19 protein-coding genes are annotated in these 23,326 nt (G+C 70.3%); 12 read left to right on the top strand and 7 right to left on the bottom strand.

Annotated elements, in window-relative coordinates; all coding sequences use genetic code 11:
• Positions 1-48 precede the first annotated feature (48 nt).
• Together AB0K02_RS11590 and AB0K02_RS11585 are read left to right on the top strand one after the other, a co-directional pair.
• Positions 49-1,902 (top strand): IucA/IucC family siderophore biosynthesis protein, encoded by a 1,854-nt coding sequence (locus AB0K02_RS11590; RefSeq protein ID WP_365992197.1) that lies wholly within the window; start codon positions 49-51, stop codon positions 1,900-1,902.
• 37 nt (positions 1,903-1,939) lie between these two features.
• Complete coding sequence (locus AB0K02_RS11585; RefSeq protein WP_365992168.1) at positions 1,940-3,910, top strand: ATP-dependent DNA helicase; 1,971 nt, start codon at positions 1,940-1,942, stop codon at positions 3,908-3,910.
• A 134-nt stretch (positions 3,911-4,044) separates the two neighbouring features.
• On the opposite strand, the gene lexA is transcribed toward AB0K02_RS11585, so the two are convergent.
• A complete protein-coding gene (gene lexA, locus AB0K02_RS11580; RefSeq protein ID WP_215176000.1) occupies positions 4,045-4,830 on the bottom strand; it encodes a transcriptional repressor LexA in 786 nt (261 codons plus the stop codon).
• A gap of 519 nt (positions 4,831-5,349) precedes the next feature.
• Here lexA and nrdR point away from each other — a divergent pair.
• Together nrdR and AB0K02_RS11570 are read left to right on the top strand one after the other, a co-directional pair.
• Entirely contained in the window at positions 5,350-5,859 is a 510-nt protein-coding gene (nrdR, locus tag AB0K02_RS11575) for a transcriptional regulator NrdR (RefSeq protein ID WP_365992167.1), read from the top strand.
• Between the two features lie 168 nt (positions 5,860-6,027).
• Positions 6,028-8,910: a vitamin B12-dependent ribonucleotide reductase gene (locus tag AB0K02_RS11570; RefSeq protein WP_365992166.1), complete on the top strand. Its 2,883-nt coding sequence runs from the start codon at positions 6,028-6,030 to the stop codon at positions 8,908-8,910.
• A gap of 138 nt (positions 8,911-9,048) precedes the next feature.
• Here the strand turns inward: AB0K02_RS11570 and AB0K02_RS11565 are convergent, their stop codons facing one another.
• Positions 9,049-9,567, bottom strand: coding sequence for a TerD family protein (locus tag AB0K02_RS11565; RefSeq protein WP_365992165.1), 519 nt, complete (start codon positions 9,565-9,567; stop codon positions 9,049-9,051).
• Positions 9,568-9,624: 57 nt separating this feature from the next.
• Positions 9,625-10,584 (bottom strand): DUF1152 domain-containing protein, encoded by a 960-nt coding sequence (locus tag AB0K02_RS11560; RefSeq protein WP_365992164.1) that lies wholly within the window; start codon positions 10,582-10,584, stop codon positions 9,625-9,627.
• A 138-nt stretch (positions 10,585-10,722) separates the two neighbouring features.
• On the opposite strand from AB0K02_RS11560, the gene AB0K02_RS11555 reads away from it, so the two are divergent.
• Positions 10,723-11,328 carry a YdbC family protein gene (locus AB0K02_RS11555; protein WP_365992163.1) on the top strand — a complete coding sequence of 202 codons (606 nt, stop codon included), beginning with the start codon at positions 10,723-10,725 and terminating at the stop codon, positions 11,326-11,328.
• On the opposite strand, the gene AB0K02_RS11550 is transcribed toward AB0K02_RS11555, so the two are convergent.
• Complete coding sequence (locus AB0K02_RS11550; protein ID WP_365992162.1) at positions 11,329-12,033, bottom strand: TetR/AcrR family transcriptional regulator; 705 nt, start codon at positions 12,031-12,033, stop codon at positions 11,329-11,331.
• Positions 12,034-12,199: 166 nt separating this feature from the next.
• On the opposite strand from AB0K02_RS11550, the gene AB0K02_RS11545 reads away from it, so the two are divergent.
• The gene (locus tag AB0K02_RS11545) at positions 12,200-12,859 is read left to right on the top strand and encodes a histidine phosphatase family protein (RefSeq protein ID WP_365992161.1); all 660 of its coding nucleotides are present in this window, start codon (positions 12,200-12,202) and stop codon (positions 12,857-12,859) included.
• Between the two features lie 12 nt (positions 12,860-12,871).
• Positions 12,872-13,780: an ADP-ribosylglycohydrolase family protein gene (locus AB0K02_RS11540; RefSeq protein WP_365992160.1), complete on the top strand. Its 909-nt coding sequence runs from the start codon at positions 12,872-12,874 to the stop codon at positions 13,778-13,780.
• A gap of 78 nt (positions 13,781-13,858) precedes the next feature.
• On the opposite strand, the gene AB0K02_RS11535 is transcribed toward AB0K02_RS11540, so the two are convergent.
• Positions 13,859-15,412 (bottom strand): MFS transporter, encoded by a 1,554-nt coding sequence (locus AB0K02_RS11535; RefSeq protein ID WP_365992159.1) that lies wholly within the window; start codon positions 15,410-15,412, stop codon positions 13,859-13,861.
• Positions 15,413-15,533: 121 nt separating this feature from the next.
• Here AB0K02_RS11535 and AB0K02_RS11530 point away from each other — a divergent pair, with 121 nt between their 5' ends.
• The 3 genes from AB0K02_RS11530 to AB0K02_RS11520 all read left to right on the top strand — a co-directional run bounded on the left by AB0K02_RS11530 (position 15,534) and on the right by AB0K02_RS11520 (position 17,635).
• Positions 15,534-16,160: a TetR/AcrR family transcriptional regulator gene (locus tag AB0K02_RS11530; RefSeq protein ID WP_365992158.1), complete on the top strand. Its 627-nt coding sequence runs from the start codon at positions 15,534-15,536 to the stop codon at positions 16,158-16,160.
• Positions 16,161-16,233: 73 nt separating this feature from the next.
• Positions 16,234-16,935, top strand: coding sequence for a ribonuclease HII (locus AB0K02_RS11525; RefSeq protein WP_365992157.1), 702 nt, complete (start codon positions 16,234-16,236; stop codon positions 16,933-16,935).
• Between the two features lie 82 nt (positions 16,936-17,017).
• Positions 17,018-17,635, top strand: a complete 618-nt coding sequence (locus tag AB0K02_RS11520; RefSeq protein WP_365992156.1) for a hypothetical protein — start codon at positions 17,018-17,020, stop codon at positions 17,633-17,635.
• Between the two features lie 78 nt (positions 17,636-17,713).
• Here AB0K02_RS11520 and AB0K02_RS11515 read toward each other — a convergent pair whose 3' ends face one another.
• Positions 17,714-18,343, bottom strand: a complete 630-nt coding sequence (locus AB0K02_RS11515; RefSeq protein WP_365992155.1) for a hypothetical protein — start codon at positions 18,341-18,343, stop codon at positions 17,714-17,716.
• Between the two features lie 225 nt (positions 18,344-18,568).
• The gene (locus AB0K02_RS11510; RefSeq protein WP_365992154.1) at positions 18,569-20,740 is read right to left on the bottom strand and encodes a RecQ family ATP-dependent DNA helicase; all 2,172 of its coding nucleotides are present in this window, start codon (positions 20,738-20,740) and stop codon (positions 18,569-18,571) included.
• A gap of 111 nt (positions 20,741-20,851) precedes the next feature.
• Between AB0K02_RS11510 and AB0K02_RS11505 the strand changes: the two genes are divergently transcribed.
• Together AB0K02_RS11505 and AB0K02_RS11500 are read left to right on the top strand one after the other, a co-directional pair.
• Complete coding sequence (locus AB0K02_RS11505) at positions 20,852-22,273, top strand: DUF4192 domain-containing protein (RefSeq protein ID WP_365992153.1); 1,422 nt, start codon at positions 20,852-20,854, stop codon at positions 22,271-22,273.
• 106 nt (positions 22,274-22,379) lie between these two features.
• Positions 22,380-23,144: an NUDIX domain-containing protein gene (locus AB0K02_RS11500; protein ID WP_365992152.1), complete on the top strand. Its 765-nt coding sequence runs from the start codon at positions 22,380-22,382 to the stop codon at positions 23,142-23,144.
• Positions 23,145-23,326 lie beyond the last annotated feature (182 nt).

Raw genomic sequence — 23,326 nt, 5'->3', positions numbered from 1 at the left:
ACCGATCCGCCCGGCTCCGCCTGCGGCGAGGCCGCCGGACCGGATCCGCTGTCGACCCCCCTGCTTCTGCCGCCCGGTCTCGACCGCGAGAACTGGGAGCGGGCAGGCGGCCGTCTCCTGGCGAAGATGCTCGGCGAGTTCGCCTACGAGGAGATCATCGAGCCGAGGATCGCGGAAACGCCCGCCGGTCCGGCCGCCCGCCACGACGACGCCCCTCCCGCTGGCTGCGGCCGCCAGTCACCGCGCCGTCGCCATGTCCTCACCGTCGGGGACGCGGGAGACCTGACGTTCCTGGCGCGCCGCGGCGCCTACGGGAGCTGGCGCGTGGACGCCGCCTCCGTCGAATGGGACGGCCGGCCCTTCTCTGACCCGCTCACCTTCCTCGCCCGAGCGAAGGAGACCCTCGCCCTCGACGGAGCCACCCTCGGCCACTTGCTGCGCGAAGTATCCCTGACGCTCACCGCCGACACCGCGCTCGATCACACCGCCGCCACCGCCGCCGAGCTGGCCGACCTCGGCTACGCCGAACTCGAAGGGCACCAGACCGGACATCCGTGGCTCGTCCTCAACAAGGGCCGCATCGGTTTCTCCGCTGTCGACGCCGCCCGCTGGGCACCCGAGGCACGCCGCCCCACCGCACTGCCGTGGATCGCCGTCAGCACCGCGCTCGCCTGTTACCGGGGCGTCGGCCACCTCGCCTCCCCGGACGCTCTCTACCGCCACGAGCTCGACGACTCCGTGCGTGCGGGTTTCGAAGCCGCTCTGCGCGCCAGAGGGCTGGACCCGGCCGCGTACCTGCTCCTCCCCGTACACCCGTGGCAGTGGGACGAGGTGCTGCTGCCCCTGTACGCGCCGGCCGTCGCGCGCCGGGAGATCGTGCCGCTGCCGGAGGACGGCGACCTCCGGTTGCCCCAGCAGTCCATCCGCACGTTCGTGAACGTCGACCGCCCCGACCGGCACATGGTCAAACTGCCGCTGTCCGTTCTCAACACCCTGGTCTGGCGCGGTCTGCCCACCGAACGGACTCTCGCCGCGCCTGCCGTCACCGCCTGGGTGCACGGCCTGCGCGACGGCGACCCGTTCCTCCGCGACGACTGCCGGGTGATCCTCCTGGGCGAGGTCGCCTCGGTCACCGTCGAGCATCCTCTGTACGACCGCCTCGACGATGTGCCCTATCAGTACAAGGAACTTCTCGGCGCGATCTGGCGCGAGCCGCTCCAGCCCCGTCTGGACCCGGGCGAACGGGCCCGGACCCTGGCAGCGCTGCTGCACACGGACCAGCGGGGCCGCGCCTTCGCCACCGAGCTCGTCGAGCGGTCGGGGCTCGCCCCGGAGGCCTGGCTCAAGCGGCTGTTCGCCGCGCTCCTGCCCCCGCTGCTGCACTTCCTGTACCGCTACGGCACCGTCTTCTCCCCGCACGGCGAGAACGCGATCGTCGTCTACGACGAGCACGACGTCCCGGTGCGGATGGCGATCAAGGACTTCGTCGACGACGTCAACATCAGCGCCCGGCCGCTGCCCGAGCACGCCTCGATGCCCGACGACGTCCGCCGGGTCCTGCTGACCGAGGAGCCCGGGTTCCTCACCCAGTTCATCCACGCGGGCTTGTTCGTGGGCGTCTTCCGCTACCTCGCGCCTCTCTTCGAGGAGCACCTGAAAGTCGCCGAGGAACGCTTCTTCGCCCTCGTACGGGCGGAGATCGTGAGGTACCAGGCCCGCTTTCCCGAGCTCAAAGAGCGTTACGAACTGTTCGATCTGCTCACGGAGCGTATCGACCGGCTGTGTCTGAACCGCAACAGACTCCATCTCGACGGCTACCGTGACCGGCCCGAACGTCCCCACGCGGCCGTGCACGGGACCGTACCGAACCCCCTGGCATGGCCTGATGGAGCCGATGCGTGATCCCGTTGTCAGTGGTGCCCCGTAGGCTGGTCGCGCTATGACGAAGCCAACCCTCCCCGAGCTCCTCCACGCCGCCGTCACCGCCGTCGGCGGAGTGGAGCGGCCAGGCCAGGTCACCATGGCCGAGGCCGTGGCCGAGGCCATCGACGACAATTCCCACCTTCTGGTGCAGGCCGGCACCGGCACCGGAAAGTCGCTGGGCTATCTCGTCCCGGCTCTCGCCCACGGGGAGCGGGTGGTCGTTGCCACGGCCACCCTGGCGCTGCAGCGCCAGCTGGTGGAGCGTGATCTTCCGCGCACGGTCGACGCGCTGCACCCCCTGCTGCGCAGGCGGCCCGAGTTCGCCATGCTCAAGGGCCGCTCCAACTACCTCTGTCTGCACCGACTGCACGAGGGCGCTCCGCAGGACGAGGAGGAGGGTCTCTTCGACCAGTTCGAGGCCGCCGCGCCGACGAGCAAGCTGGGCCAGGACCTCCTGCGCATGCGGGACTGGGCGGACGAGACCGAGACGGGTGACCGCGACGATCTCACGCCCGGTGTCTCCGACCGTGCCTGGAGCCAGGTCTCCGTCTCGTCCCGCGAATGCCTCGGGGCTTCCAAGTGCGCGTACGGTGCGGAGTGCTTCGCCGAGATGGCCAGGGAGCGGGCGAAGCTCGCCGATGTGGTGGTCACCAATCATGCGCTGCTCGCGATCGACGCCATCGAGGGGGCGCCGGTCCTGCCGCAGCACGAGGTCCTGATCGTCGACGAGGCCCATGAACTGGTCTCGCGCGTGACCGGAGTCGCCACCGGCGAGCTCACCCCCGGCCAGGTCAACCGGGCTGTGCGACGCGCGGCGAAGCTGGTCAACGAGAAGGCGGCGGACGCGCTCCAGACTGCTTCGGAGACATTCGAGCGTGTGATGGAGCTGGCGCTGCCGGGCCGCCTGGAGGAGATCCCCGAGGATCTGGGCTACGCACTCCTGGCTCTGAGGGACGCCGCACGGACGGTGATCAGTGCGCTCGGCTCCACCCGGGACAAGTCGGTCCAGGACGAGGACGCGGTGCGCAAGCAGGCGCTCGCCTCCGTCGAGAACATCCACGCTGTTGCCGAGCGCATCACGCTCGGTTCGGAGTACGACGTCGTCTGGTACGAGCGGCACGACCGCTTCGGCGCGTCCCTGCGGGTGGCTCCGCTGTCGGTCTCGGGACTGCTGCGCGAGAAGCTGTTCGCGGAGCGGTCGGTCGTGCTCACGTCCGCGACGCTCAAGCTGGGCGGCGACTTCAACGGCGTGGGGGCGTCCTTGGGGCTCGCCCCGGAGGGCACCGGAGGCGAGGAGGTGCCGCAGTGGAAAGGCCTCGATGTCGGCTCGCCCTTCGACTATCCCAAGCAGGGCATCCTCTACGTCGCCCGGCACCTGGCGACGCCCGGCCGTGAAGGCTCACGCGGCGACATGATGGACGAGCTGGCCGAGCTGGTGGAGGCGGCGGGCGGGCGCACACTGGGGCTGTTCTCCTCCATGCGCGCGGCCAAGGCGGCCGCGGAGGAGCTGAGAGGGCGGCTCGACAAGCCGATTCTGCTGCAGGGCGAGGAGACGCTCGGCGAGCTGATCAAGACCTTCGCCGGCGATCCCGCGACATGCCTGTTCGGCACGCTGTCCTTGTGGCAGGGCGTCGACGTCCCGGGTCCCGGTTGCCAGCTGGTCGTCATGGACCGGATTCCGTTCCCCCGCCCGGACGACCCGTTGATGAGCGCGCGGCAGAAGGCGGTGGAAGAGGCGGGAGGCAATGGCTTCATGGCCGTTGCCGCCACGCATGCCGCCCTCCTGATGGCGCAGGGCGCGGGCCGTCTGGTGCGTGCCACGGGGGATCGCGGAGTGGTGGCCGTGCTGGATCCGCGGCTGGCCAACGCCCGGTACGGCAGCTACCTGCGGGCCTCACTGCCCGACTTCTGGTACACGACGGACCGCAATCAGGTGCGCCGGTCGCTGGCTGCCATCGATGCGGCGGCCAAGGCCGACGGCAAGTAGCGCGGGAGCCCGGGCTCTACCGGGGAGAGGCCCGGGCTGCACCCCGGCGGAGGGCCGTTCCGCCGGAGGAGACACAGCAGGGCCCCGGGACCGGCGCAGTGGGTCCCGGGGCCCGGTCGGAGCCGGCGAGTCCGTCAGACCCGCCGAAGCACTGCCACCACCTTGCCGAGGATGGTCGCCTCGTCGCCGGGGATGGGCTGGTACGCGGCGTTGTGGGGAAGCAGCCAGACGTGTCCGTTCTCCCGCTTGAAGCGCTTGACCGTGGCCTCGCCGTCCAGCATGGCGGCGACGATGTCCCCGTTCTCCGCGACGGGCTGGCGGCGCACCGTCACCCAGTCGCCGTCGCAGATGGCGGCCTCGATCATCGAGTCACCGACGACCTTGAGCACGAACAGCTCGCCGTCGCCGACCAGCTGGCGGGGGAGGGGGAAGACGTCCTCGACGGACTCCTCGGCGAGGATCGGGCCACCGGCGGCGATCCGGCCGACCAGCGGCACGTAGGAGGCGGCGGGCTTGCCCGTGGTGTCCGTCGGCTGTGTGCTGGGCTGGTCGGAGCCGCGGACCTCGTAGGCGCGGGGGCGGTGAGGGTCCCGCCGCAGGAAGCCCTTGCGCTCGAGCGCCATCAGCTGGTGGGCGACGGAGGAGGTGCTGGACAGGCCGACGGCCTGACCGATCTCGCGCATGGACGGCGGGTAACCCCGCCGCTGCACCGAGTCGCGGATCACCTCGATGACACGCCGCTGCCGGTCCGTGAGACCGGAGCTGTCCGCACGGATCCCTGGAGGTCGACCGGGCAGCGAGCGGGTGGGCTTGGGCCCCTCCGGTGTCGTGGCTGCGTCATTCATGGCATGCACCGGCTCGAATCGGTTCTGGGAGCGGTCCTGGGCAGTGATGGCGGCACTGTCAGCGGTGGTGGTCACGTCGGCCCCTCTCGAATGGTCTCCCTAGCTGGACAACGGTAGTTGGTTTCGAAAGGTTGCGCCAAACACACGTTCGAGTGAAAAATCGCGGATTGCCTGACGTGGCCGCTCAGCTGGGTGTATGTGCGAACGCCGGAGGGTGGGCCGGCGAGGAGATCTACGGTAGCCCCCGCCGCCGGAGGGGACGGGACCGGGCCCGGCCCAGTCTTGCACCCGCTCGTGGGCGACGCCCGCCGCCGCGCCCGCGACGAACGGCGCGCGGTGCGCCGTGTGCGCTCCGTGAACGGTCGAGCTACGCCCCGTGCGCGGGAGGTTCCTCCAAGGGCAGGCGCGACACGCTCTACGGGCCGAGAAGGCGGCCAGACCCCAGATCTAGTGGTTGGATTGTGGCCGCCACCCAGAAGTTGTGGTCCCCGGTCCGTCGAAGCTCGGGGCATCGCCTATGCTTGTGGCTGCTTCGGGGGGCTCAACGAGCCAGTTGAGGCTATTCGGTCGTGCGTGAAGGAGGGGTTGGGAGCCATGCACTGTCCCTTCTGCAGGCACCCCGACAGCCGCGTCGTCGACAGTCGGACCACCGACGACGGAACGTCGATCCGACGCCGCCGGCAGTGCCCCGACTGCTCCCGTCGCTTCACGACGGTGGAGACCGCGTCGCTGATGGTGATCAAGCGCAGCGGTGTGACGGAACCCTTCAGCCGTACCAAGGTCATCTCCGGCGTGCGCAAGGCGTGCCAGGGGCGGCCGGTCACCGAGGACGCCCTCGCTCAGCTCGGCCAGCGGGTCGAGGAAGCGGTGCGCGCCACCGGCAGTGCCGAGTTGACCACCCATGACGTGGGTCTGGCCATACTCGGCCCCCTGCAGGAACTCGACCTCGTCGCGTACCTGCGGTTCGCGTCCGTCTACCGGGCGTTCGACTCACTCGAGGACTTCGAGGCCGCCATCGCGGAACTGCGCGATCAACGGCCACCTGCACAGGAGCGGGGCGACGGGGCTGTCGCGGTCCCCGTACCCGCCACCGCCGCCGACTGAGCGGCACCCGCCGAGCGGTCGGAGCCGTGCGTCACGGATCTCCTCCCGCTTTCGGGCGGCACATGACCTGTCACGGGCGCCGGCAGCGCTCCGGGACAACAGACACAAGCAGTGCCACGGGAAGATCTGGGCACTTCAGGGCGTTTTTGCCCATATATGGGAGGCGGCATGACCGAGACGACGAGCGGCCCGGCACGAGGGTCCCGCACCAAGGGAGCCAAGGCGAGCAAGGGGCTGCGTATCGAGCGGATCCACACCACCCCCGGCGTGCACCCGTACGACGAGGTGGTCTGGGAGCGCCGTGACGTCGTCATGACCAACTGGCGTGACGGCTCGGTGAACTTCGAGCAGCGTGGCGTCGAGTTCCCCGACTTCTGGTCGGTGAACGCGGTCAACATCGTCACCAGCAAGTACTTCCGCGGGGCGGTCGGCACTCCCCAGCGCGAGACCGGTCTCAAGCAGCTCATCGACCGGATCGTGAAGACGTACCGCAAGGCCGGCGAGGACTACAGCTACTTCGCCTCGCCCGCCGACGCGGAGATCTTCGAGCACGAGCTCGCGTACGCCCTGCTGCACCAGATCTTCAGCTTCAACTCGCCGGTGTGGTTCAACGTCGGCACGCCCCAGCCGCAGCAGGTCTCGGCCTGCTTCATCCTGTCCGTCGACGACTCTATGGAGTCGATCCTCGACTGGTACAAGGAAGAGGGCATGATCTTCAAGGGCGGCTCCGGTGCCGGCCTGAACCTCTCCCGCATCCGCTCCTCCAAGGAACTGCTCTCCTCCGGCGGCAACGCCTCCGGCCCGGTCTCCTTCATGCGCGGTGCTGACGCCTCCGCCGGAACGATCAAGTCCGGTGGCGCCACCCGCCGCGCCGCCAAGATGGTCATCCTCGACGTCGACCACCCCGACATCGAGAACTTCATCGAGACCAAGGTCAAGGAAGAGGAGAAGATCCGCGCGCTGCGTGACGCGGGCTTCGACATGGACCTGGGCGGCGACGACATCACGTCGGTCCAGTACCAGAACGCCAACAACTCGGTGCGCGTGAACGACGAGTTCATGAGGGCCGTGGAGTCCGGCGGCAGGTTCGGCCTGCGCGCCCGGATGACAGGTGAGGTCATCGAGGAGGTCGACGCCAAGGCGCTCTTCCGCAAGATGGCCGAGGCCGCCTGGGCCTGCGCCGACCCGGGCATCCAGTACGACGACACGATCAACCACTGGCACACCTGCCCCGAGTCCGGCCGCATCAACGGCTCGAACCCGTGCAGCGAGTACATGCACCTGGACAACACCTCGTGCAACCTCGCCTCGCTGAACCTCATGAAGTTCCTCAAGGACGACGGCGAGGGCCGGCAGTCCTTCGACGTCGAGCGCTTCTCCAAGGTCGTCGAGCTGGTCATCACCGCGATGGACATCTCGATCTGCTTCGCGGACTTCCCGACGCAGAAGATCGGTGAGAACACCCGCGCCTTCCGCCAGCTCGGCATCGGGTACGCCAACCTCGGCGCCCTGCTCATGGCGACCGGCCACGCGTACGACTCGGACGGCGGCCGAGCCCTCGCCGGGGCCGTCACCTCCCTGATGACCGGCACGTCCTACAGGCGCTCCGCCGAACTCGCCGCGGTCGTCGGCCCCTACGACGGCTACGCCCGCAACGCCGAGCCGCACAAGCGCGTCATGAAGCAGCACGCCGACGCCAACGCCAAGGCCGTCCGCATGGACGACCTCGACACGCCGATCTGGGCCGCGGCCACCGAGGCCTGGCAGGACGTGATCCGTCTCGGCGAGAAGAACGGCTTCCGCAACTCCCAGGCGTCCGTGATCGCTCCGACCGGCACCATCGGTCTCGCGATGTCCTGCGACACGACCGGCCTCGAGCCGGACCTGGCGCTGGTCAAGTTCAAGAAGCTGGTCGGCGGCGGCTCGATGCAGATCGTCAACGGCACCGTGCCGCAGGCGCTGCGCCGCCTCGGCTACCAGCCGGAGCAGATCGAGGCGATCGTCGCCCACATCGCCGAGCACGGCAACGTGATCGACGCGCCCGGTCTGAAGACCGAGCACTACGAGGTCTTCGACTGCGCCATGGGCGAGCGCTCGATCTCCGCGATGGGGCACGTCCGCATGATGGCTGCCATCCAGCCGTGGATCTCCGGCGCGCTCTCCAAGACGGTCAACATGCCGGAGTCGGCGACCGTCGAGGAGGTCGAGGAGATCTACTTCGAGGCGTGGAAGATGGGCGTCAAGGCGCTCGCGATCTACCGCGACAACTGCAAGGTCGGCCAGCCCCTCTCCGCCAAGAAGAAGGAGAAGGAGAAGGCCGAGGTCGCCGAGAAGGCCGAGGAGACGATCCGCGCCGCGGTCGAGAAGGTCGTCGAGTACCGCCCGGTCCGCAAGCGCCTCCCCAAGGGCCGCCCGGGGATCACCACCTCGTTCACGGTCGGCGGAGCCGAGGGCTACATGACCGCCAATTCCTACCCGGACGACGGTCTCGGCGAGGTCTTCCTGAAGATGTCGAAGCAGGGTTCCACCCTCGCGGGCATGATGGACGCCTTCTCGATCGCCGTGTCGGTGGGTCTGCAGTACGGCGTTCCGCTGGAGACGTACGTCTCGAAGTTCACCAACATGCGCTTCGAGCCGGCCGGCATGACGGACGACCCGGATGTGCGGATGGCGCAGTCGATCGTCGACTACATCTTCCGCCGCCTGGCGCTGGACTTCCTGCCCTTCGAGACGCGCTCGGCGCTCGGCATCCACTCGGCGGAGGAGCGCCAGCGTCACCTGGAGACGGGCTCCTACGAGCCGGCCGACGACGAGGTCGACGTCGAAGGGCTCGCGCAGTCCGCTCCGCGTCAGCAGGAACTGAAGGCGGTTGCCGCCCCCAAGGCGGAGGTTCCGGCTCTGAAGCAGGCGCACACGTCGGCCGAGCTGGTCGAGATGCAGCTCGGCATCAGCGCCGACGCACCGCTCTGCTTCTCGTGCGGAACGAAGATGCAGCGGGCGGGCTCCTGCTACATCTGCGAGGGCTGCGGCTCCACCAGCGGCTGCAGCTGACGCGGCACGCGCCGTGACGCGGCCCGTGTGACACGACCCGCAACGCATCGGCCGGTCCGCTGAGGGCGGGGAGACCTCCCAAGGTCTCCCCGCCCCAGTCTGCGCGTGGCCGGCCCGGGATCGGGCGGCGGCCCCGTTTCAGCCGCTCATGAGGCCGATGAAGGACTGCGGGTCCGTGTCGAAGCCGCGCACCGAGTCGTGGAACTTCCAGTGCCCGGCCGCATCGCGGGTGAACTCGCAGACGACGGCCGCCGTGGACTGCGCGACCGCCGCGAAGTCGCACGTCGCCAGCTCCTCATGGCCTTCCAGGACCCGTACCAGCGTGTTGGCGACGTCGCCGAACACCTTCCGGCCGGCGCGCTGCTGGATGACGACCCCCACGACGACACGCTCGTACACCGGCGCCAGCCGGTCGAACTCCAGCGTCATCACCTCGTCGGCGCCGAATCCCTGGCCCGTCTTGCTGTCCCTGGTCAGGATGATCGTCCCGTCCGGTGACCTGCTGTCGAAATGGACGACGTACGCCGGCTCGCCTGCGGCATCGGCCCGATAGGTCGCGGCCACCAGGTCGAGGTCGTGGGACGGCTCGCCCATCGGACTCGGATCCCACTTGAGTGCCACCTCGGCCTTCCGGACCCCCTTGCTGAGGTTGCTCACCCGGATCTCTCCCTCCCCGTAACGTCCTTTGCTGCTGCCGGTGTTGACCGTAGTCGCTCAGTGGGGGACGCGGCGAGGCGGCCGTTGCCGTACGAGCTCCTCGCGGAACTTCTCGATGACGCTGCTCACCTGACGGATCAGATGGGTGTTCTCGATGCGGTCGAGGTACAGGCAGCGGCGAGCCAGTCCTGCCAGCTCGAAGACGAAGCACAGGGACATCAGAGGATTGACGAACAGCTCGCTGCCGCGGGTCCGCGAGGTGAACTGGACGTCCCCGAAGGAGCCCCGGACGGCGGCGGCTATGGAGCCGTTCACGATGCTCGGGTGGTCGGGCGTGTGCTCCTGCGCATGGGCGACGGCGTCGAGGAAGAGTGCGCCTTCCCGCGTCGCCCGCGGTACCGAGAACGCGCCCAGGTACGCGCCGTCGCTCTCCAGGGCCGCGATGTTCTCCAGGACGAGGCCGTGGCTCACGCCGTGGTACGCGTCGACCCCGAAGCCGACGGAGACGACGAGGCGTTCGGGACCGTTGATGCCGGCGAGAGCGGCCACGCTCGTCAGATCCTCCTCCGGCGTCCCCAGCCCGGACTCGTCGCCGCGCATCAGGATGTCGGTGCCGCCGTCGACGAGGACCACGGCATCGATCTCGTACCGCTCGATGAGCGCCCGGTACGCCGCGCGGAGCGGCTGCACGCCGACGCGGGCGAACGCGTGCACGGTGCACCGATAGCCGTGCAGGGCCAGCCACTGGGCGAGGGTCCGCTCGGGGAAGTACGTCTGGTGCGGTGCGGACTCCGGAGTGATCTCGGCGACGTCGGGCGCGAGCCAGGCGTCCAGGGGCAGACCTTCCACGGCGCTGAACGTGAGGTTGGCCAGGTGGACCGTCTTGCCCTGGTGGATGAGGGACAGAGCGATCGGCAGCCCCGCGTAGACGTCGAAACCACCGCCGGCGCCCGCGACGAGAACGCGCTCCGCTGATGCGAGTCGGGCGAAGAGCGGGTTGGTGTGCAGCGCCGTCATGGTGATCATTGTGCCGGGGCGCTGCGGGCGGACGGTACGGAATATGACGACCGGGGCATGACCAGCGCACTGTCGCACCGGTGGATGCACTCCTGTCGACGGGGAACGGCCTCATGGTCCGGGCCGTACGATGGCGCGGTGCTGGTCAAGTGGATTCGCTGCACCGTGGTGGACCGTCGAGGGTTCGAGCGGGGGCAGCGGAAATGGGCGGGGCTGCTGGGTGAGCCGGGATTCCGGGGGCAGGGCGGCGGTTGGAGCCGGATACGGCCCGACGTTGCCCACGTGTTCGCCTTCTGGGAGAGCCGCCCCTTCTACGACTCGTTCATGGCGCGGTCCCACGACCGGCTGGCGGCCGGGCAGTCGGGCACGTACAAGGACATCCAGGCCAAGCTCTTCGACTACCGCTTCGACGTGAAGACGGGCTTCGAGCCGCGCTTCACGGACGCGGACGTGGTGCGGGTCGCGCACTGCCGTGTCCGCGAGGAGCGGGTCGAGCACTTCTCGCTCATGCAGGAGAAGGTGTGGAATCCGGCGATGGCCGGGTCGCCGGGGATGGTGCGGGGGCTGTTCGGCGAGGCGCCGGGGAACGAGTTCTTGGTGCTGTCCATGTGGTTGGCCGCTGCGGAGCACGGCAAGTACCGCAGGGAGCGCATCGAGCGGCTGCTCCTGCGCGCGCAGACCGAGGCGGATGTCTCCGCACTGGCCGGGGACGTCGTGGACCTGGAGCGGTCCTGGACCGTCTGATCAGGCTCTCGCGTCTCCCGGTGCTTCGGCGGATGCCGACGCCGATCGGCGTGCCGAGAAGACACCGGCGCGAAGAGCCGCGATCGCCGCTGCGGCCGACCGGTCGGCGAGAGCCCGGTCGACCGGCTCGCGGGTGATGAAGAGCCGGAAGAACAACGGTGCGGACACGGCGCGCACGACGTCGCCCGCATCGGTGTCCGCGGGTGCCTCGCCCCGGGCGACCGCTCTCTCGACGACAACGGCCGACCGTCTGAATCGCTCCCTGCAGAAAGCGTGCAGAGCATCGGCCGCGCGCCGGGACCGGAAGGCCGCCGCGATGAACGCGGCAGGCGCCGCAACCGCCGCCGGGTCGTCGAAGGATTCGGCGACCTCCCGGGCCAGTGAATGGAGATCTCCTTCCAGAGTGCCGGTGTCGGGCGGGGTCCACCTGTCCTCCCCGGCGAGGTCGAGCGCATCGGCCACCAGCCCGTCGACGCCTCCCCACCGGCGGTAGAGCGTTGTCTTGTGCACTCCCGCGTGCTCGGCGACGTATTCGACAGTGAGCCCCGGATAACCGTGCTCGCCGAGGCCGGTCAGGACGGCATCCCGGACGGCTGCTCGGGTGCGGGCGGTGCGGCCACCGGGGCGCTGGGTGCCCGGGGCCGGTGTCTCGTCGTTCAATTGCCACTCCAGTTGCGTTAGTGGTCTCCATCGTGGCACACGCATGCGTAATGCGACAAGGGTTGCGTCAAGTGGATGATGGTGTCCCGCTGCTTCGGTCCCGGCAAGGCCCGGCACGTCCGGCAGCTGCGGCGGCGTATCGGCGGGCGGATGTGCCGGCTGGACTCGGGCCGGCTCCTCGGCCGCCGACAGGCGGGCCTAGGGTCGTCCCATGGCACGACCGCGACGCATCGTCCTTGTCCGGCACGGGGAATCGGTGGGCAACGCCGACGACACGGTCTACGAGCGCGAGCCCGATCACGCGCTCCACCTCACGGAGCTCGGGCGGACACAGGCGGAGGAGACCGGGGCGCGGCTTCGTGACCTCTTCGGTCGCGAGCGGGTCAGCGTCTACGTGTCTCCCTACCGCCGGACCCACGAGACCTTTCAGGCGTTCGGGCTCGATCCGGAGCTTGTGCGGGTCCGGGAGGAGCCGAGGCTCAGGGAGCAGGACTGGGGCAACTGGCAGGACAGGGACGACGTCCGACTGCAGAAGGCCTACCGCGACGCGTACGGCCACTTCTTCTACCGCTTCGCGCAAGGCGAGTCCGGAGCCGACGTGTACGACCGTGTCGGGGCGTTCCTGGAGAGCCTGCACCGCAGCTTCGAGGCGCCCGACCATCCGCCCAACGTCCTGCTGGTCACCCACGGACTGACCATGCGGCTGTTCTGTATGCGCTGGTTCCACTGGTCGGTGGCGGAATTCGAGTCACTCGCCAATCCGGGCAACGGGGAGACCCGGATACTGCAGCTGTGCGAGGACGGGCGCTACGCGCTGGACCGCCCGTTCGAGCGCTGGCGAACCCCGGAGCCGTACGGCGTCACCGGTTAGAGTGGCAGGAAGATGACCGCTGACTCCTCTCGCGACCGGCGCTTCGCACGCGCCCTGGACAGCCTGCGCGGACTGTCCGTGGGAGACGCCCTGGGCTCCCAGTTCTTCGTTCCTTCCAACTATCCCCTGCTGAAGCGGCGCGAGCTGCCGCCCGCCGACTGGCAGTGGACCGACGACACCGAGATGGCCTGCTCCGTGCTGGCGGTGCTCGTCGAGCACCATCGCGTGGACCAGGACGCACTGGCCCGCTCGTTCGCGGAACACCATGACTTCGACCGCGGTTACGGCCCGGCCGTCAACCGGATGCTCCGGCTGATCAGGGAGGGGGGAGACTGGCGGGAACTCGCCGCCGCTCTCTTCAAGGGCCAGGGATCATGGGGCAACGGCTCGGCGATGAGGATCGCTCCGCTCGGAGCCTGGTACGCGGACGATCCCGAGCAGGCGACCCATCAGGCCGAGATCTCCTCCTACACCACGCACCAGCACCGCGAGGCGGTCGTCGGCGCCATGGCGGTGGCGGCAGCAGCCGCGCTGGCCGCTGATCCCGGCGGACCGCCGGAGCCGGCGGAGCTTCTGGACGGGGTGATCGCTCTGGTCCCCCGCAGTGCTGTCGGGGCGGGGCTGCGACGGGCGCGGGACATGCTCGACTACGACGACGCAGGCACCGTGGCCGCCGTGCTCGGCAGTGGCCGGCGTACCAGCGCCCATGACACCGTGCCGTTCGCGCTCTGGTCCGCCGCCAGGTCCCTCGGGGACTTCGAGCGGGCCTTCTGGACGACGGCCCAGGTCGGCGGGGACGTCGACACCACCTGCGCGATCGCCTGCGGAGTGGTCGCGGCGGGCAAGGGGGGCCGGCCCCCCGCGCACTGGCTGGAGCGGACGGAAGCGCTCCCGGACTGGCTGCCGGAAGGGCCGGGCTGACCGGTCCCGGTCGCACCTGTCGGTACCGGCCGTCCGACACGGCCCGTACCCGGCGACCAGGACCGGTTGGGTGGCGGGCTAGCCCGCGTGTGCGCCGGGGCCGGCCGCGCCGCTCAGCGCCTCGAGGTCGCTCTTGCGGACCCGGATGACGGCGACGGCGGCCAGGACCGCGAGCCCGACCAGGCCCACCCCGGCCCAGAAGGCGGTGGATATCCCCTCGGCGAGCACCTGGTGCCCCCACGGCGGCGGAAGCTCCCGCGTCGTGGCGAACGCCTCCTTCTGGGCGGGAGTCGACTCGGCGAGGAATGAGGGGAGCTGCCGCTCGCCTTCGGCCCGGCCGGAGGTCCCGAAGACGGTCATGAGGATCGACAACCCGAGGGAGCCGCCGACCATCTGTGTCGCGTTGAGCAGACTCGAGGCAGCGCCCGACTCGTGCTGCGCCACGCCCGACACGGCCGTCAGCGTCGCGGTGACGAAGACGAGACCCATGCCGAAGCCGAACAGCAGCATCGGACCCAGGATCCCTCCGAGGTAGGACGTGTCCGGGCTCATCGCGGTCAGCCACGCCATGCCGCCGCCGGTGAGGACGGCGCCGCCGACCAGGAACGGCTTGGGTCCGAGGACGGGCAGCAGCTTGGAGGAGATCCCGGCGGCGGTCACGATCATCACGGTGACCGGCAGGAAGGCCAGCCCGGAGGTGATGGGGCTGTATCCGAGCACGTTCTGGACGAAGAGCACGATGAAGAAGAACATCCCGAACATGGCAGCCGAGAGGCTCATCATGATCAGGTAGGTGCCCGAGCGATTGCGGTCGGCGAACATGCGCAGGGGCGTGATCGGCTCCTTGGCCCTGCGCTCGATCAGGACGAACGAGGTGAGCAGGACGGCGGCCACGCCGAACGCGCCCAGGGTCAGCTCGTCGCGCCATCCGTCCTCGGACGCCCTGATGAAGCCGTAGACCAGCGACGCCATGCCCACCGTCGAGGTGAGCGCGCCGGAGACGTCGAACCGGCCGGAATGGCGTTCGGACTCATTGATGAAGACCGGAGCGAGGAGCGCGATCAGGACACCGATGGGCAGGTTCACGTAGAACACCCAGCGCCAGTCGAGCCACTCGGTGAGCATGCCGCCCGCCAGCAGGCCTATGGCGGCGCCGCTGGCCGACACGGCCGCGAAAATTCCGAACGCGCGGTTGCGTTCCGGGCCTTCCCGGAAGGTGGTGGTGATGAGGGCGAGCGCGGTGGGGGAGGCGATGGCGCCGCCCACACCCTGGAGGGCGCGTGCGGCCAGCATCTGCCACGGCTCCTGGGCGATTCCGCAGAGCAGCGAGGCGACGGTGAACAGGAGTACGCCGGACACGAAGACACGGCGCCGGCCGAGGATGTCACCCGCCCTGCCGCCGAGCAGCAGCAGACCGCCGAAGGTGAGCGTGTAGGCGTTCACCACCCATGAGAGCTGGGTCGTGGTGAACTCGAGCGCTCCTTGGATGTGCGGGAGCGCGATGTTCACAATCGTGGTGTCGAGGACCACCATGAGCTGGAGAGCCGCGATCACCGCGAGAGCGATCCCTGGGCGACCCTGCCGCCGGGCCGCTCCGGGTTTGTCTGGAGCCGTCAACTGAGAGGTTGTCACGTCTAGTCCCCCACACATGAGTTAGTGAACGAAGCCGTTCACTTTGCCGTCAACCGTAGAGAATCCCCGTCAGTGAACGCAAGCGTTCACTAGGCCTCCAGTCCCCAACGGAGAGAAAACGATGGCCACTTCGCGCTGCTCCCCTGGTGCGCAGGTCCCAAAGGTCCCCCTGCGCCGGCGAGGGCTCGTACTGGAACGAGCGATCCTGGAAGCCGCGCTGGAGCAGCTCAGCACGGTCGGCTGGGGCGGGCTCACGATGGAAGGCGTCGCCGCCGGCGCCCAGACCGGCAAGGCTGCCGTCTACCGCCGTTGGCCGTCGAAGGAGGATCTGGTCGCGGACGCGCTGGAAGCGGGGCTGCCGACGCTGGACGAGGCCGCCGACCACGGCGGCATTCGCGAGGACCTCTACCAGCTCTGCCGCCGAGTACGGGACGCCATGTTCTCCCGCTCGGGCATCGCGCTGCGATCAGTGCTTCACGAGTGCGACACCGCCTCCGCCGAACGCTTCCACGGAGTGATCGTGAACCGCGTCGTCGAACCGTCCAACCGCCTGTTCCGGGAGGTGGTCCGCCGCGGGGTCGCCCGGGGCGACGTGCGAGCCGACGCCACGTGTGACCTGGTGTTCGACGTCATCCCCGGCTTGCTGATGTACCGCTCGAAAGTGTGCGGAAGCGAATGGCCGGACGAGGACATCGCCCAGATGATCGACCAGGTCATGGTGCCGCTATTGAGGCCGGACACCCGCTGACCGACGGTGCGAGGACTCCGACGGGAATCCGGGTGTCGCAGGGCCCGCCCGGCGGCGTACGCTTGCTGGCGCCATGCCGTACGAACCACCTACTCACTCAGTCGAGCGCTCGATCCGGGCGACCACAGGCGCCAAGATCGTCGCAGGCATCGACGAGGTCGGCCGTGGGGCATGGGCAGGGCCGGTGACCGTCTGTGCGGCGATCACCGGACTGCGCAGACCGCCCGCCGGGCTCACCGACTCCAAGCTCATCACCCCGAAGCGCCGTACGGAGCTGGCGGGCGAGTTGGAGTCCTGGGTCACGGCCCACGCTCTCGGTCATGCCTCGCCGGAGGAGATCGACGACCTCGGAATGACCGCTGCCCTGCGGCTCGCCGCGGTCCGGGCTCTCGACGGTCTGCCGGTGCGCCCCGACGCCGTCATCCTCGACGGCAAGCACGACTACCTCGGAGTGCCCTGGCGGGTGCGGACGGTGATCAAAGGCGATCAGTCGTGCGTTTCCGTGGCCGCGGCATCGGTGATAGCCAAGGTACGCAGGGACGCCATGATGGCTGACCTGCAGGAGGAGTTCGCCGTTTTCGGCTTCGCCGAGAACGCCGGATATCCCTCACCCGTGCACAAGGCGGCTCTGAGGGACCTGGGGCCCACCCCCTATCACCGGCTCTCCTGGGCCTACCTGGACGCGCTGCCCAAGTGGCGGCACCTCAAGAAGGTCCGCCTCTCCCCGGAGGCGGCCGCACTGGAAGACGGGGGCCAGCTCGGCTTCGACTTCTGACCCCGCCCTGCCAACAGCCGGGTCGCACTTTTGTGCCCACCCGCCGATGCTGTCGGCACGGGCATTTGATAGACATCCACCCATGCCTCTCATCCCCGAGGAGCCTCAGATTCACGAGAGCGCCCAGGGTCCCCGCGTGGCAGCGGCCGCAGGCCGTCCCACGCCGACCCCTCGTCCCGTACCCGGTCCGCGTTCCGCGGCCTCGCCGCGTCCCGGACACCCGGGACCTGGTCCGGCCAGGCCCGCGCCCCCTGCCCAGCGCCCGTCGGCGGCCGCGGGGAAGCCCCAGCCGCCCCGGAAGGAGAATCGTTCCGGGCCGCAGATCCAGCTGATCCCCGCTCCGGCGGACGGCGCGCTGGACGCCGCCGGCGAGGCGGTCGACCTGCTGCTCGACTCCGGCCGCGCGCCCGGCGACATCCTGGTCCTCACCACCGGCGACCTGCATCCGTGGGCGGCTCACGAGCTTTCCTTCGGCGAGCCCGCCTACTGGGCACAGCACGATGCCCGTGACGACGTGTTCTACGCGGCCGCGGCCTCGGTGGAACGGGCATCCGCCCGCCCCGTCGTGGTCGTCGCGGTGAACGGGGGCGACGACTCGGCGGCCCGAGCGCTGCCCGCGGCCATGACCAAGGCCTCCGCACTCCTGATCGTGTGCGGTGACCCGAAGAGGATCAACAGCGCCCTCGGCGCAGGCGTTTGACACCGCTCAGCGGTCGCGGACCGAAGGTCCGGTCGTGACCCGGCTGCCCTGACCACGGGCAGCCGGTGGATGACCCGGTCAGCGAGCAGCGGTGCGCCGCAGCGCGTCCACTGCTCCGCCGGCCGTGCGCAGCGCAGCGGGCTCGGCCTCGACCCCGGCATCGGCCAGAGAGCCCGGCGCCGACGTCGAGTGGGGCTGTCGGCCACCGCGCCCTTCACCCAGCACCTGCCAGCCGCCACGCGTCAGAGTGATGTACGCGCCGCAGCGCAGCCCGTGCAGCGTGCAGGCGTCACGCAGCCCCCACATCCAGGCCCCGTCCTCCTCCGTCCAACGCTCGTCGCCCTCACGGCAGTAGAGCAGGACTGCGGTGCGCACCGGTGTGCGGCGGCGCAGGTCGTGCGGGATGACGCGACGCAGATGGGCGAGCAGCGCATTGCGGAACTCCCAGCCGTCCACCGGAAACGAACACCGGGAGAACGAGGCGCTCGCGGCCAGCCGCTCCTCGTGATCGAGCACGGCGACGACAGCGGTCGCCGGCGCCGGGCGGTGCCGGGCATGCAACCCACTGACCACCTCGCGCGGATTGCGCAGCAGTGGGATTCCTGCCGCCGCCCACTCGGCGGGCTCCAGCAGTCGGGCGAGGCGACTGGCCGAGTTGGCCGAAGCGGTGATCGAGGTGGCTGCGGACGAAGCGAATCCGAAGGTCACAGTCCTCCCTTCGCATACGCGCCCACAGTGCGGGCAGGGTCGGGTGAGGGCGCACCGCGACAGGGCCCTCAGAGCCGAACAGGCCTGCGCGGGGAGCAGTTCAATTCTTCCTGGCGCGTGAGGATGCGGCAACGAGCAATTTGGCGTGACCGACGGGAATCGGCGGGTATGAGGCTCATATCCTTCCCTTCTTCCTGACTTCCACGCGCGCCCGCCCCGTCCTCGTCAGGACTGAACGGCAAGGACCAGTGGAAACACGCCCTTTGCTCCCGCGCGGCGCAGCAGCCGGGTGGCCACCGCCAGTGTCCAGCCGCTGTCCGAGAAGTCGTCGATCAGCAGCACGGGGCCGTCGACGCCTGACACGGCCTGTGCCAGCTCCGGTGGCACCACGAACGCCTCATGCAGGGCGCGGACCCGCTGGGCGCTGTTCGTACGGGAGAAGCGCGAATCCAGAGCTTCCGGCGCGTACTCGACGGAACCGAGCAGGGGCATCCGCCCGACCTCGGCGATGCGGCTGCCGAGCGAGCCGATCAGCCCGGGCCGTGAACGGGAGGCGATGGTCACGACCCCCGCCGGCCGCGCAGGAGCGTCGTCGGCACCGGAAGCCCAGCCGCCCGGGCCCTTGGCCCAGTCGGCGAGCACGGTGACCACCGCGCCGACCATGTCGTCGGGGACCGGAGAGTCCGGCGCCTGGGGCGAGAGCATGGGACGCAGGCGATTGCCCCAGCCGATGTCCGACAGGCGCCCGAGCGCCCGTCCCGTGAAGGCCTGTTCGCTTTCGGGGATACGGCCCTTGAGGTTCACACCCACGGCCGGCAGACCCGTGGGCCACATCTTCCGCGGCTCCAGGTCCACGCCGGGCCGGCCCAGTTCCCCACGTGCCGCGTCCAGCGCGCCCGCGGACACCTTGTCGCTGAACCGCGCGCCGGAGCAGTTGTCGCAGCGGCCGCACCGCGAGGCTTCCTCGTCGTCCAGCGTCGTCCTCAGGAACTCCATCCGGCAGCCGGTGGAGCGGACGTAGTCCCGCATCGCCTGCTGCTCGGCCTCGCGCTGCCGGGCCACCCAGGCGTACCGCTCCGCATCGTAGGTCCACGGCTGACCGGTCGTCGTCCAGCCGCCCTTGACCCGGCGCACGGCACCGTCCACGTCCAGCACCTTCAGCATGGTCTCCAGCCGCGTGCGCCGGAGCTCGACCAACGGTTCCAGCGCGGGCAGCGAGAGCGGCCGGTCGGCCCGGGCGAGGACATCCAGCGTGCGCCGCACCAGTTCCTCGGGCGGGAACGCGACCGAGGCGAAGTACTGCCAGATCGCCTCGTCCTCCTTGCCGGGCAGCAGCAGCACTTCCGCGTGCTCCACCCCGCGGCCTGCCCGGCCCACCTGCTGGTAGTAGGCGATGGGGGAGGAGGGGGAACCCAGGTGCACGACGAATCCGAGGTCGGGCTTGTCGAAGCCCATCCCCAGCGCCGACGTCGCGACGAGCGCCTTCACGCGGTTGGAGAGGAGGTCGTCCTCGGCCTGCTGGCGATCGGCGTTCTCCGTGCGGCCGGTGTAGGAGGCCACGGTGTGACCGCACTGGCGCAGATATGCCGTCACTTCCTCGGCCGCGGCCACCGTCAGCGTGTAGATGATCCCGGAGCCTGGCAGCTCACCGAGGTGATCGGCGAGCCAGCCGAGACGGTGGGCGGCGTCGGGAAGCTGCAGCACGCTCAGGCTGAGGCTCTCCCGGTCCAGGGGGCCTCGCAGCACCAGAGCGTCGGTGCCCGCACCGGTGCCCAGCTGCTCGGCGACATCCGCCGTCACCCGGGCATTGGCCGTGGCGGTCGTCGCGAGCACCGGAACGCCTGTCGGCAGGTCCGCGAGCATGGTGCGCAGCCGACGGTAGTCCGGCCGGAAGTCGTGGCCCCAGTCGGAGATGCAGTGCGCCTCGTCCACCACCAGCAGACCGGTCGCCGCCGCGAGCCGGGGCAGGACCTGGTCGCGGAAGTCCGGATTGTTCAGCCGCTCAGGACTCACCAGCAGCACGTCCACCTCTCCCGCCGCGATCTCGGCCTGGACGGACTCCCACTCCTCCGTGTTGGAGGAATTGATCGTGCGGGCCCGGATGCCTGCCCGGGCCGCTGCCTCGACCTGGTTGCGCATGAGCGCCAGCAGCGGTGAGACGATCACGGTGGGTCCGCTCCCGGCCGCCCTCAGCAGCGACGTGGCGACGAAGTAGACGGCGGACTTGCCCCAGCCGGTGCGCTGGACGACCAGGGCCCGGCGCTTGTCGGCAACGAGCGCCTCGATCGCCCGCCACTGGTCCTCGCGCAGGCGTGCGGAGCCCGAAGGGTCACTGACGAGTCGTGCGAGTACGGCATCGGCGGCGGCCCTGAGCTCCGCACGGTCTGCGTTGGTCATGCCCCCATGCAACCCGATGGCACCGACAAAGCGCGAACGAGTCCGCCGTCCTGTGGATAACGTTTTCCACAGGGGTCGCGGCCGGTCGCTCGTCCGCGAGACGGTCCTGCCATGAACAAGCACCACGACTTCGCCGCCGGATCCGCCGACGAGCAGCAGATCACCCTGCGCAGTCCGGCCGAACTGGCCGATGCCCTCCCGTACATGATGGGCTTCCATCCGAGCGACTCGATCGTGCTGGTCGCCCTGCACGGAGGACGGGGACGGTTCGGCGGCCGACTCAGGCTCGGCATCCCCCGATCCTCCCGCGAATGGGAGCCGGTGGCGCAGCAGCTCGCCGAGTGCCTGATCCACGGCAGCGAGCGCCGCGGGCCCCGGCCCGACGGGATCGTCGTCTTCCTCTGCCAGGAACCAGCCGAGGACGAGAGCGGACTGCGGGTGATGGAGCGGCTCCGCCCGCTCGCCCAGCGGCTGCGCACCGCCTGCGGGGCGCTCGACGTGCCCGTGTACGAGGCGCTGTGCATCTCCGACGGCCGCTTCTGGTCCTACTGCTGTCCCGACGCGCGGTGTTGCCCGCCCGACGGGACGCCGCTCGCTCTCCCCGGCACCTCGGTGATGGCCGCGGCCGCCGCCTACGCAGGCATCCAAGTGCGGGGCAGCCTGCGGGAGATGGAGGCTCGGCTGATGCCCCGGACCGATGAGGAGGCAGCGGAGCAGCAGCGGGCCCTCGACCAGGCCGGCGCAGCCCTCGTCCCCCGGATCCTGGACGAGCAGGGAAGGCGGCGCCTGGCGGCGGAGACCCTGGAGCTGGCCAGACGCGTGCTGGACCGGCTGGCGCGGACTCCCCGGACACCGCAGGCCGCCGCATCGGGCGAGGGTGACGCGGCGGACGACCGGCTCGTCTCCCACCAGGAGGCAGCCGAACTGATCCTCGGCCTTCAGGACCGCCGGACCCGGGACCGCGCGGCCCAGTGGATGGAGGGCCCCGACGCCGCTCCCGCGCTCCGGCTGTGGCGCGCTCTGTCCCGGCGCTGTGTCGGGAGTTACGACAGCCATGCCGCCGCGCCCCTGACTCTCGCCGGGTGGGTGTCGTGGTCCCTCGGCGACGAGCCCGCGGCCCGGGTCGCCCTCGGCCTCGCGCTGCGCGCGGACCCCGGGTACGTCTTCGCGCGCCTGCTCCACCAGGCCTGCAACGAGGGTCTCGACCCCGAGACGTTGCGGCACTGTCTGCGTCAGGAACAGGACTGGCCGACGCCGGGCGGCGCTGTGGCTGTCGGTGCCGCGGCAGCGGGAGACCGTCCAGCCGGTGATCGACGGGTCGTCTCCGACGGGCAGCCATCGGCCGATCACCCGACGGGCCCGGCGGCCGCCGGGCAGGAGCGGCTTCGGCACCGTCGGCGCCGCGCCCGGGTTCGATCTGCGGCCCGGGCGGCCCGAGGGCCGGGTGCCGTCTCCCGTCACCGCCCCGACTCCCCAGGCACCCCGGTGCGCGTGGGCAGGCGCAGTGGGCGCGGCAGCAGGAGCGGGCGATGACGCATGTGACCGAACGGCAGCCGACCGGGCACGTGGCGGCGGAGAAACCGGTGCCGCACCTCAGGAAGGGTGTGTTTATCGTCAGGCAGACGACTATGATCGCGGCATGTCTCCCTACGACCCGTCGGCCTTTCCGCCCTTTGCTGTCACCGTCGACCTGGTCGTGCTCACCGTGCGTCGCCACGCCCTCTGTGCGCTGGTCGTGCGTCGAGGTGAGCCGCCGTTCCAGGGGCGATGGGCGCTGCCCGGAGGATTCGTACGGGCGGACGAGGACCTGGCGGCCGCGGCGGCGCGTGAGCTCTCCGAGGAGACCGGTCTGTGCGCCCATGACCCCGCGTCCCCGGCGCCGGCCAACGGGGCCCACCTGGAGCAGCTCGCCACCTACGGAGACCCCAAGCGCGACCCGCGGATGCGTGTGGTCAGCGTCGCGCACCTCGTTCTCGCACCCGACCTGCCGGCCCCCCGCGCCGGCGGCGACGCCAACAGCGCCCGCTGGGCCCCCGTGGAGGAGCTGCTGGGCCAGGAGCACGGTTTCGCGGGCGAGGACGAGCAGCAGGGCCCGCTCGCCTTCGATCACGCGCTGATCCTGGCGGACGGTGTGGAGCGCGCCCGTTCCAAGATCGAGTACTCCTCGCTGGCCACGGCCTTCTGCCCGCCGGAGTTCACGGTCGGCGAGCTGCGCCGGGTGTACGAGGCCGTGTGGGGTGTGGCCCTCGACCCGCGCAACTTCCACCGCAAGGTGACCGGTACGCCAGGCTTCCTGGTGCCTGCGGGCGGCACGACCACCCGGCAGGGAGGCCGTCCCGCCCAGCTGTTCCGGGCCGGCGGGGCCACTCTGCTCAACCCGCCCATGCTGCGCCCCGAGGTCTGATCCCGTGTCCGGCCGCCGCCTGCCGCGGCCTCCGGAGCCGGGCTGACCGGTGCTCCGTCGTCGGCGAGAGTTCCGCACCCCGCGCTGGCCGCGCTCCAGGGGAACGAGCCCTGTCGGGCAGGGCTTGCTGCCGGTGCAGCTCGCGGTGACCGCGGCCGTAGCCCAGGTGATCGCGACGGCAG

The organism is Streptomyces sp. NPDC049597, from assembly GCF_040675505.1.
Taxonomy (GTDB): domain Bacteria; phylum Actinomycetota; class Actinomycetes; order Streptomycetales; family Streptomycetaceae; genus Streptomyces.
Note: the sequence above shows the minus strand (reverse complement) of the source record. Positions and strands in the feature narration are given on the sequence as shown.